Annotated in this window: 1 protein-coding gene and 1 pseudogene; one reads left to right on the forward strand and one right to left on the reverse strand. The window is 61.4% G+C overall.

Translation table 11 applies throughout. From position 1 onward, the window contains the following. The first annotated feature begins 235 nt into the window (after positions 1-235). A complete protein-coding gene (locus tag HV670_RS29915; protein WP_175108532.1) occupies positions 236-1,333 on the forward strand; it encodes a catalase family peroxidase in 1,098 nt (365 codons plus the stop codon). Positions 1,334-1,532: 199 nt separating this feature from the next. On the opposite strand, the pseudogene HV670_RS29920 reads toward HV670_RS29915, so the two are convergent. Next, positions 1,533-1,633: pseudogene (locus HV670_RS29920) on the reverse strand (IS5/IS1182 family transposase); the annotation flags it as partial.

Here is a 1,633-nt window from a genome sequence, read left to right on the forward strand (position 1 = left end):
GCGTACTCGGCGCTTGCAAAGCTGCGTTGCTTCATGTCCGTACCGTTCTGTTCGCATCGCCTTCAGCATGCATGCATCGTGTAGCTGAAGTCAATTGATCAGCGAATCCTTAGCCTTCGGCGCGCAGCTTCGATAAAACAAGTTTGTTCACGCTTTCCGCCTGCGCGCGGAATATTTGGCGCTCCACTCCTGTTTGCACTGCTGAGTTCAACCACTCTGCTAAAGGAGCAGCCCCATGACTCAGGACCACGAGAAAGCTAATATTCCCAACGGCCGTCGGTCGTTTCTCACTACCGCGAGCCGCCTCACGATGGCGGGCGCTGTCGGGCCGGTAATCGGCCTGTCCGCTTCTTCCGCGATCGCAGCGCAAACGCAACCTGCCTCGGCGGAGTCTCCCACCAACGAGTATCTCGAAGCGACCGCCCAGCGCTCGCTCGACGCGCTCGAAAGCGCGTACGGCGCGCACAAGGGTCAGCGCCGCAATCACACGAAAGGCATCGGTGCGATCGGAAAATTTGTCGGCACCGCCGCAGCGCGCGAGTACTCGCGCTCGCTGCTATTCTCCGGCGAGACGATCGAAGTCGTCGCGCGCTTCTCGCTGGCCGGTGGCAACCCGGACGCGTCCGACGCGGAGCGCAGCGCGCGCGGCATCGGGATTCAATTCAGGCTGCCCGACGGCAGCCTGCAGCACATGACGATGCTGCATACGCCGATGTTCTTCGCGACGATGCCGCAGACGTTCATCGACAAGTTCTTCGCGCTGACGCCCGACCCCGCGACCGGCAAGGCGGACCCGGCACGCTTCAACGCATTCCTGAAGAGCCACCACGACAACGACGCTCAGGCTCACTACCTCGGCACCGTGAACCCGCCGGTCAGCTATGCGAATTGTCCGTTCTTCGGCATCCACACGTTCAAATTCGTCGGCAAGGACGATAAGGTAACGATGGTGCGCTGGCGCTTCGTGCCGCGCGACGGCGAGAAGAACTTGACCGATGACGAAGTGAAAAGCGCGCCGAAGGACTTCCTGCAAGCCGCGCTGATGGAGCGCGTTAAGCGTGGACCGCTTCAATGGGACATGATCGTGTCGATCGGCGAGCCCGGCGATCCGGTCACCAACCCGACCGTGCTGTGGCCGGCGAATCGCAAGGAGTTCCACGCCGGCACGCTGACGCTGACCGACGCGATGCCGCAAGAGCAGGCACCCAGCTACGGTATCAACTTCGATCCGCTCGTGATGGCCGACGGCATCGAGCCAAGCGACGATCCGATTCTGCGGTTCCGCTCGACGTCCTACGGTCTGTCGTACTCACGGCGCCTGCGCAATCTGTGAGTGGCCTTCGAGGGACGCTGCCGCGGCGGGGGGCTACGCGGTCAGGCGCCCTCGTCCGCCAGTTGCAACGGAAAGCGAAATGCCAACCGTGCCAGTCTGGGCGCTCTCTCTTTGACAATTGTCGAAGAGAGAGGCGGCGAAGTGACCGCTTGGCGTAAGTTTGCGACCTTTCCATAGCTATTCCTTATAAGAGGCCAGTTCAAAAAGACTGCTCGGCACGCCTGAAGATGTTCCAGCAGACGAGCGAGCAACCGAGTTTGAGAAACGCTTCGTGAATGTCAGCGCGCCGATCGAAGCGAG

Source organism: Pararobbsia alpina (genome assembly GCF_902859895.1).
Classification (GTDB): domain Bacteria; phylum Pseudomonadota; class Gammaproteobacteria; order Burkholderiales; family Burkholderiaceae; genus Pararobbsia; species Pararobbsia alpina.